Here is a 7,903-nt window from a genome sequence, read left to right as displayed (position 1 = left end):
CATCGGCCCCTGCTGACCACGTCACATCGATCGAAAGGACACTCTGAGATGCAGAAACAAGCTCAGATTGTGATCGAACCGGCGATAACGCCGGGAGTAGGCAAGACACACATCGCCGTCGCTCTCGCGGTCGCGGCCTGCCGGGCCGGGTATTCGATCTACTTCACCAGCCTCGACGACATGGTCCGCAACTTGAAGACCGCCGAGGCCGCCGGACGGCTGACCAGCAAACTCGGCAGCTACCTGCGGCCGGCCGTTCTCGTGGTCGACGAAGTGGGCTACCAGCCCCTCGAACGCGCGGAGGCCAACCTGGTCTTCCAGGTCATCTCAAAGCGGTATGAAAAGGGCTCCATCATCCTGACCTCGAACAAGACCTTCAGCGAATGGGGACAGGTGTTCGGCGATGAAGTTCTCGCCACCGCCATCCTCGACCGCCTCCTGCACCACTGCGACGTCATCTCCATCAACGGCCCCAGCTACCGACTCAAGAACCGGCTCGCCGCCATCGAGCGAGACCAGGACACCGCCGCCTAATAGCTCATGTGGTCGACAATGAGCGCATGGACGTCCCTGAGCTGCTCGAATCAGCCTCCCTACTGGTTCCGGAAGAAACCGCCACCGAGAACGACATCACGGTGCGAGACATCTGGGACTACCTCGTCCACGACGAGTGGGAGATCGCCCTGGGCCTGCTGGAAGAGCTCGGGGATACTCGCTCGCTCCCTCTGGCGTTCTGGGAGAAGCTCGCCGAAGCGGCTGAGCAGCTCCGGCTGGAGCGGAGCTCGGCTTGGTGCCATTGGCGGTGCTCCGAGGTCCGCAACGGTGTGATTCGGGCGGACCTGACGCTCCGTCCTGCTGCCGAGTCGCGACGCACGACGCCAATCTCCGGCGCCGGTGTTCTGCGACCCATGTGGGACATCGGACACCTCTCACCCACCGGTGGACGTGCGGTCAGCATCGCTTGGCTCTGGGTGGAGAACATGCCCGTTCTGGAGCCCGGCGGGCGAGCCACGGTTCGCCTCGTGCCCCTCACTCCCTCCCACTGGACGCACGTCCAGCCCGCCCAGCAGATCACCATGCACGAGGACCGAACCGTGGCCGGCACCGCAGTCATCCTCGAGGTTCACCGCCCAGCCACCGCCATGCCGACGCGATGACGTGGTCGGCGCCCGGCCTCCCTGCTGGTGCACGTATCTCCGTACTTGATGGAGCACTCACAGGAGTACGCCGACACCAGGGAGCTTGAGCAGTTCGGGCTCGTCGTGGGCGACGCGCCGGGACAGCAGCCGCCTGCCCGCGTCGTCGATTGCCACGCAGTGGTGATGGGTCCTCCCGGCGTCGGTACCGGCCCAGATCGCTGTCACTCGCTTCTCCGCAGGTCGTGTTCGAACAGGTACCACGGACGACCTCGCCGTCGAGTCCCTACTGAGCGATCAGTGCCGCAATTGCTCATGAGCAGCCGAGTCGTCGTGGGGCGCCGGGCGGCGAATCGGCTGAAGCCACAACCACGGCAGACGCCTGAAAGCCATACCCGGCGCCCCTGGGTGAGCCAACCTACGAATGGCCCGCTCATCCCGATCAACAAGGTAGGGACGCCTGAGTGCGACCTCGACCACCGGGAGCACTACTTCGTCGAGGAACTGACTTTCGCTGACGCGGATTCGATCCTTGCCATGCTCCGTGAGCTCTGCACGCACGTGGTCGATGGTCGTCTGCCGGTCTGGGTTCGCAACCTGTCCTACCGGTTGGTGCTCCTGCAGCGACCTGATGAGCCAGCGCTGATGCGCGAGGCTGCCGAGAACTTGTGGCTGCACGGACCGGACTGGGATCGCGTCGCGGCGGACCTGACAAGGCGCGCAGACGCCCTGGACGCCGGCTGAGTTGGGACGCGGTGTTCATGGTGCGAGCCGGAGACTGATCGAGGCCAGCGACCAGGCAGGAGTTGGCGGCGCGACACGCCCGGATACTCCCGGACGCCGAGATTGTTGCCCACTACTTTTAGCAACTCCGCCCGCGATCGGCCCAGTCGGTCCGTGAGCTGGAAAGTTCGGATAAACAAGCGTGCTCATGAATGCAATGGGACCGAAGGCGCGCGCAGGTGTCGATGGACACCTTCCACTTCTCGAAGTGAGCGAGGGAAGCGTCCCACTCCCCCTCGGTCGGGGCAGGTACTCTTCGCCGGGGCGAGAGGCTCGGCGGCGGGCGATGGACGCTCAGGGGGCTTCGATCGTCTGTGCGGGGCAGGCCGCTAATGGTGGAGGCGGGTAGGGGGCTCCTCGGAGTGGGTGGGGCTACTCGTCGAGGTACTGGTGTCTGGTGTCGGCTGGCGAGATGACGAGCTGGCCGTCACGGACGCCATTCAGTCGTCCCATCGACTTCGTGGCTGGCAAGGAACAGGCCCCGGATAAGGTCCCCGTCGTCGTCGGAGGCCGGGACCCGGGTGATCTCTCTGATCTGGTTCATGAACCAGTCCAGGGCCGACTCGCGAATGTCGGCGCCGTAGAAGACGTAACGGGTCCAGTTGACCTGTTGCCGCGGCGCGCTTTATCCGCTGAAGTAGTGATCGTCCGCGTGGGACGAGATGATCCTTTGGACGGTGGCGAGTTGCGTCCCATCGCACTCCAGCCACCCTCTGACCGCCACGTAGACGCCCATTGATGTGTCCTTCCTGTTGGTGTCAGTCCTGGTATGGGATCCATCGGCTGACGTCGGCTGATTGATCAGCGGGCCGGTCACCACGTCGCGGTGGATGTGCAGCCCGGGTCACACCGCGGCCCTGCGGCGCGCACAGCAACACATCGTTGCCCCTGCCCCCATCAGAGCCAACGTTGACGCCTGCTCGTAGATGGCGGCCGCGAGCAACACATTGACCAGGAGCCGGTTCGGCTCCGTCAGCTTCAGCGCCCACTCCTCGGTGGGCACCGTACGGCCAGCCTTCCCCACTTAGTTGATCATCGCTGTAGCTCAGGCAGGATTCCCACATCGACTCCGGCGCCCGCCCCTGGCCCTGCTCCCCATCAGCCATGCCGTACACCGTAAACCCGTGCTTCTGACCGTCTCTGCCCGGGCGCGAAGCTGCCTTCTCGTTCGGGTGGCTGCGGTCTGGGGTAGGCAGGAGCGTCGTCTGTCGCGAAAAGTCACAGTCTCGTTAGGTCAGTACCCCGCTCAGGCCTTAGCTGGTGTGCTCACGGACCGACTATCGCGCGCAGTCATGTCACCCACAGCCGTGACCCGCGCTCGGCTGGCTGGGCTTAGGATCACTCTCAGCGAAGTATCGGAGGGTACCTCCGATAACTGTGTGGCGCTTGGTCCTGTACCGGGACGGCGTCTCGGCGATCGGCAGCCGAAGTAGCGGCCGACAACGCAAACAAGAACGCGGCTCGGTACGCACCGGGAAGCCCGGGGACAGCCTCAAAAGGGCCTGTCTCCGGGCTTCTCAGCAAGGCCCTGCCGGACGCTATCGCCACAGGCGCCGTGTCAAGCTTCACGGTTTTCGGTGTGGGACTCGCTGTCGTGGTCGTTGAGGCGAAGCTTCAGCTCTCTGATCTCTGAGGGAAGCATCCGCTCAACGATCAGGGCTGCCATCGCTGTACCGCTCCCCCACGGCATCTCCGTGACCAGGTCCGCTGGCAGGGCGCTCTCGGAGCGCGGTGCCGGTACGTCTTCACCGCCCTGCTGCTTTCCGCTCGCCTCTTGGCCGTGTATTACGCCGTAATAGCCAGAGGTGCGCCCGTTGCCGGAGTCGGCGGGGGAGTCGCGATGCTCGCTGGGCCCATGAGCTGACTCCCCGGCGCCGGCTGCACTTGGAGCTGCGGAGTCCTTGCGCTTGCGTCCGGGCTTCTTGCGAGCGGGCTTTTCGCTCGCCTTGCGGGACCGTTCTGCCTTCAGTTTCTCCAGTTCGGCTGGTTGCTGGCTGACCGGCTTCTTGCCCACTGCGCGCAGCAGCTCGATGGGTTCGATACCGATGCGGTCTTGCAGTTCCGGTGCCAGGTCCAGCAGGGCGAGCCGCTGGGAGACCCATGACTGAGAGCGGTGCAGCCGCTGAGCCAGAGCCACCTGGGAGCCGTGGATCCCCATCAGACGCTGCAGGGCGTTGGCCTCCTCCATCGGGGCCAGGTCCTTGCGGTGGATATTGGCGACGAGGGCGGATTCCAGCAGTTCGTCTGCTGTGCTTCCCTGGGTGTCATCGACCATCACCTTGAGCTCGGTCAGGCCGGCCTCCCGGGCAGCTGCCACGCGGCTGCTGCCGTCGACGGCGACATGGGTGGTGCCGTCTTCGATGACGTCAGCCTTGTCGGGATTGGCGGCCTCGTACGCGTCACGGTGCATCACCGTGACCGCTACCTTCTGGCCGTGATCCTTGAGGCTGCTGGCCAGGTCAGTCAGATCGCCGAGAGTCTCGCGGGGGTTGTCCGGGTTGAGGCTGATCAGGTTGGGGGCGAGTTTGGTCGGGGGCGCGACGCCTTCGGTGGGTGCCCCGGTTGCTGCGGCGACGGCGGCCCGGCGCCGGCTGATCGGCCTGGCGTTGCCGAAGGAGGCTCCGGTTCCGAGCTGGTCTGCTACGCGGCTCATGAGATCTCCCGAGCGAGGGCGCGCATGGTGACTGCCTGTTCGCTGCGTGGCGCATACGACAGGAGTGGCTGCTTGAGGCGGACGGCCTTGCGCTGCTCGGTGAGGTCACCGATGACGGCGACCACGCGTGGGTCCTTGATGTCGAACCATGCCTGGAGGGAGGAGATGGCGACGTAACCGCGGCGCGGGTCGTAGAGATTGACCACGATGCCGAGGTAGTCGATTTCGATGCCCATGTCGTCGCGCAGGTCTTCGATCTGTGCGACGAGCAGGTCGTAGGCGTCGGCGGAGCTGTCCTCGGCCTGGACGACGATGAGGACACCGGAGGCGCCGGAGGGCTCCTCTTCGCGGCGCCGGCCGTAGTAGATGGCGGTGTCCATGCTCAGCCCGAGGCTGGGCGGGCAGTCGATGATGATTTCGTCGTAATCAGCCTCGAGCGGGGCCAGGGCCCGCTCGAGTGCTGCTTCGCGAAAGCGGACCTTGGACAGTGCGACGTCCAGGAGGAAGCCGTCCTGGCAGCCGGGCAGAAGATCCAGGCGGCCACCGAACCGGTCGTCGGCGATCCGGACGACGAGGTCCTTGATGTCGCCCTTGGCCTCACCGCTCATGTGCTTGGACAGGCTCTCGCTGTCCATCGGGATCTCTTCCTGTCCCAGTTGCTTGGTCAGGTGGCGCTGCGGGTCGAAGTCGACCAGCAGCACGCGCTTGCCCGGTCCGGGCAGTTCCTCCACCGTGAGAGGGTCGTTCGTCTGGCCCGGTTCCTGCAGGAGTGCCGCGAGGTGCTTGGAGATGCGCACCGGGTGCAGGGCGTCATGGTCTTCGGCGAGTGCTTCGCCGAGGCCGGCCGCGACGGCGGTCTTGCCGACACCGCCCTTCTGGTTGCATACGACGCGTCGCCGGGGGTGGACGGGACGCTCGATGTCGGGGGCGGGGTTGGCGTCGAGCCACAGCTGTACCGACTGGGCGAGGCCCTGAATCAGGGAGACCCGGCGGCCACTGCAGCTGTCCTTGAACTCATCCCACTGGCCTTCAGGCAGCCAGGTGGAGAACGAGTCGGCGTTACTGGTGTCAACTTGCTGAGGGAGTGAGGCGAGGGAGAGCCAAGCGGTGATCGCCTGCTCGACCGCAGTCTGGATCTCGATGCCGTGCTGGGCGGAGCGGACCTTGAGGTTCTGCCGCAGCAGCCCTGGCAGCTTGGATACGACCTTCTCGCGGTCGGAAGAGGTTGGGGAAGTCATGGCCGATACCTTACTAACGCCAGAGCGCACCTGACACGCCGACACGTTAGGTAAGCTCCCGCATCGCTCTGACGTATTACGCCGTAATAGGCCGCTCGCCACATTCGCCCCTTCGCCACGACAAGCCTCTCCTGCCCCACCGTTCAGGGAGACGCCCCACCAAGCGGCATGCGTGGATGGCGCCGTAGGGCATCTCGCGGTGTCCGGTCTCCTGCTGCTCGCGACACGACGGGCTCTACAGGTGTCCAACCTCCCTGCCACACACCGTCGCCTATTACGACGTAATAGCCGAGAGGTTCAGTGGTCTCGAGGTCCGTTCGGGTGACGGGGTCGCCTTCGGCGTAGAGGTAGGGGTTCCTCTCCTGGCCGGAGGGGTCGGGCTGAGTGAAGCGGACGACGCTGGGATCGTAGTAGCGGGCGCCGAAGTGGTAGAGGCCGGTGGGGTCCTGGTAGCCGCCGACCAACCGGTAGGGCTGCGGGGCCTGCTCAGTGTTGGCGGCGCCGGCCACCCCCGGGGGCTGTAACCGTAGCTCTTGACCTTCGCACCGGTCTCATCGGCGAGGCCGACGACGGGGCCGAGGGCGTCAGTGAGCCTTGTCCCCACGGTGCGGTACTCAGCGTCTCCCGCGGGCACCCCGTATACACGGAACAAGCACCGCCGTGATGACAGCGATGACGATCAGCGCTACGGCAAGGGCCGTCCACTTCCCGACGCCGATGACGGCCAAGAGCAGTCCCACGAGAACACCGGTGATGCCCAACACGAAGGTGCTGACCTTACGGTTCCGGTTCATGATGTCCCTGCTCTGTCTGAAGTCGGTACTCCGGGAGAGCCAGAGCGATGGCGTCGGATTCGTGGCCGTCGCCACTACGGGGCCCCTATGCCTTTGGTCAAGGGAAACGGGGATGCGTCGGGTCGGTGAGCCGGGCAGCATGGCGGGGTGGCTGATCTGCTGTGGGATGACGTGAAGTGCTTCTTCGACCCGGACATGTTGGGGTCTCTGCCGGACGTGCGTGTCCCGAATACCTCGGTGGAGGACTGGCAGGCGGTACTCGATCTGGTCGCGGAGAAGGGCTGGAAGTGCCAGTACTCCGAAGGCGAGACGGTGCTTCCGGTGCCTCAGGCGAAGGCCGTGCTGTCCCGTCCGGTGGATGCCGAGTGCCCTAGGCCGTGTATCGGAAGTAGATCTTGAGCTGTGAATGATCACGGTTCATGGCACGGGGGGGGGGGATCTCACGGACGAACAGTGGGCGGTGTTGGAGCCGTTGTTGCCGAAGGGGATGAAGGCGGGGCGGCCGCCCGTCTGGCCCCGACGGCAGCTGATCGACGGCATACGGTTCCGGGTTCGGACAGTGGTTCCGTGGAGGGACGTACCCGTCGAGTACGGGCCGTGGGGCCGGATCTACGACCTGTTCCGCCGATGGCAGCGGGACGGCACCTGGCACAGGGTCCTCACCCGCCTCCAGTCCGTGGCCGACGCGAGGGGTGCGATCACGTGGGACCTGAGCGTCGATTCCACTGTGTGCCGAGCCCACCAGCATGCTGCCGGAGCCCGGAAGCAGGGTGACCTGCAGAAGGAACCGCCGGGCGGTGTCTTCACCGAGCCCGGTGATCACGGCCTGGGACGCTCGCGCGGTGGGTTCACCACCAAGCTGCACCTGGCTGTCGAGCAGGGGCAGAAGCCCATGTCGATCGTGGTGACGGCAGGACAGCGTGGGGACTCGCCGCAGTTCGAACCGGTGCTCAAGAAGGTCCGCGTACCCCGCATCGGGGCGGGTCGGCCGCGCGTCCGTCCCAATCGAGTGCGCGCTGACAAGGCGTACGCCTCGCGCAGGAACCGCTCCTACCTGCGCCGCCGGGGGATCCGCTGCACCATCCCCGACAAGGTCGACCAGGCCCGTAACCGCAGGAAGCTCGGATCCCGTGGCGGTCGGCCGCCACGTTTTGACCCGGTTGACTACCGGGAGCGCCACGCGGTCGAGTGCGGCATCAACCGCCTTAAGACGGTGTCTCACGTGGCGGTCTTGGCGAGTTTCTTGTAGCAGATCATGACTGCGGCGAGCCCGAGGAAGGCGAGGAAGTGGCTGCCCTT

General features: G+C 65.6%; 7 protein-coding genes and 4 pseudogenes. 5 read left to right on the top strand and 6 right to left on the bottom strand.

The genetic code is table 11. The features are described 5' to 3' along the window. Positions 1–90: 90 nt before the first annotated feature. Positions 91–534, top strand: a pseudogene (locus ACZ53K_RS42365) (ATP-binding protein); the annotation flags it as partial. Positions 535–560: 26 nt separating this feature from the next. Further along, positions 561–1,157: a hypothetical protein gene (locus ACZ53K_RS42360; RefSeq protein ID WP_468848400.1), complete on the top strand. Its 597-nt coding sequence runs from the start codon at positions 561–563 to the stop codon at positions 1,155–1,157. 81 nt (positions 1,158–1,238) lie between these two features. Here the strand turns inward: ACZ53K_RS42360 and ACZ53K_RS42355 are convergent. Beyond that, positions 1,239–1,364: pseudogene (locus ACZ53K_RS42355) on the bottom strand (IS110 family transposase); the annotation flags it as partial. A 180-nt stretch (positions 1,365–1,544) separates the two neighbouring features. Here ACZ53K_RS42355 and ACZ53K_RS42350 point away from each other — a divergent pair. Beyond that, positions 1,545–1,880, top strand: coding sequence for a hypothetical protein (locus ACZ53K_RS42350; RefSeq protein ID WP_468848402.1), 336 nt, complete (start codon positions 1,545–1,547; stop codon positions 1,878–1,880). 883 nt (positions 1,881–2,763) lie between these two features. Here the strand turns inward: ACZ53K_RS42350 and ACZ53K_RS42345 are convergent. The 5 genes and pseudogenes from ACZ53K_RS42345 to ACZ53K_RS42325 all read right to left on the bottom strand — a co-directional run bounded on the left by ACZ53K_RS42345 (position 2,764) and on the right by ACZ53K_RS42325 (position 6,679). Then, positions 2,764–2,943, bottom strand: a complete 180-nt coding sequence (locus ACZ53K_RS42345) for a hypothetical protein (protein WP_468848397.1) — start codon at positions 2,941–2,943, stop codon at positions 2,764–2,766. A gap of 534 nt (positions 2,944–3,477) precedes the next feature. Continuing rightward, positions 3,478–4,572 carry a ParB/RepB/Spo0J family partition protein gene (locus ACZ53K_RS42340; protein ID WP_468848394.1) on the bottom strand — a complete coding sequence of 365 codons (1,095 nt, stop codon included), beginning with the start codon at positions 4,570–4,572 and terminating at the stop codon, positions 3,478–3,480. Further along, positions 4,569–5,810, bottom strand: a complete 1,242-nt coding sequence (locus ACZ53K_RS42335; RefSeq protein ID WP_468848392.1) for a ParA family protein — start codon at positions 5,808–5,810, stop codon at positions 4,569–4,571. Before ACZ53K_RS42335 ends, ACZ53K_RS42340 begins: the two co-directional genes overlap by 4 nt. A 143-nt stretch (positions 5,811–5,953) precedes the next feature. Next, positions 5,954–6,402 (bottom strand): annotated as a pseudogene (locus ACZ53K_RS42330) (RHS repeat-associated core domain-containing protein); the annotation flags it as partial. 22 nt (positions 6,403–6,424) lie between these two features. Next, complete coding sequence (locus ACZ53K_RS42325; protein ID WP_468848389.1) at positions 6,425–6,679, bottom strand: hypothetical protein; 255 nt, start codon at positions 6,677–6,679, stop codon at positions 6,425–6,427. 72 nt (positions 6,680–6,751) lie between these two features. On the opposite strand from ACZ53K_RS42325, the pseudogene ACZ53K_RS42320 reads away from it, so the two are divergent. Both ACZ53K_RS42320 and ACZ53K_RS42315 read left to right on the top strand, forming a co-directional pair. Further along, positions 6,752–6,976: pseudogene (locus tag ACZ53K_RS42320) on the top strand (hypothetical protein); the annotation flags it as partial. Between the two features lie 34 nt (positions 6,977–7,010). Further along, on the top strand, positions 7,011–7,853 hold the full coding sequence (locus ACZ53K_RS42315) for an IS5 family transposase (protein ID WP_468848386.1): 843 nt from the start codon (positions 7,011–7,013) through the stop codon (positions 7,851–7,853). The last annotated feature ends 50 nt before the right edge of the window (positions 7,854–7,903 follow it).

The sequence above is a fragment of the Streptomyces sp. NPDC033221 genome (genome assembly GCF_055577005.1).
Note: the sequence above shows the minus strand (reverse complement) of the source record. Positions and strands in the feature narration are given on the sequence as shown.

Excerpts from the sequence above, each read along its gene's own strand:
- ACZ53K_RS42360 (WP_468848400.1), top strand. The coding sequence starts at position 561 with ATGGACGTCCCTGAGCTGCTCGAATCAGCCTCCCTACTGGTTCCGGAA.
- ACZ53K_RS42340 (WP_468848394.1), bottom strand. The coding sequence starts at position 4,572 with ATGAGCCGCGTAGCAGACCAGCTCGGAACCGGAGCCTCCTTCGGCAAC.
- ACZ53K_RS42335 (WP_468848392.1), bottom strand. The coding sequence starts at position 5,810 with ATGACTTCCCCAACCTCTTCCGACCGCGAGAAGGTCGTATCCAAGCTG.
- ACZ53K_RS42315 (WP_468848386.1), top strand. The coding sequence starts at position 7,011 with ATGATCACGGTTCATGGCACGGGGGGGGGGGATCTCACGGACGAACAG.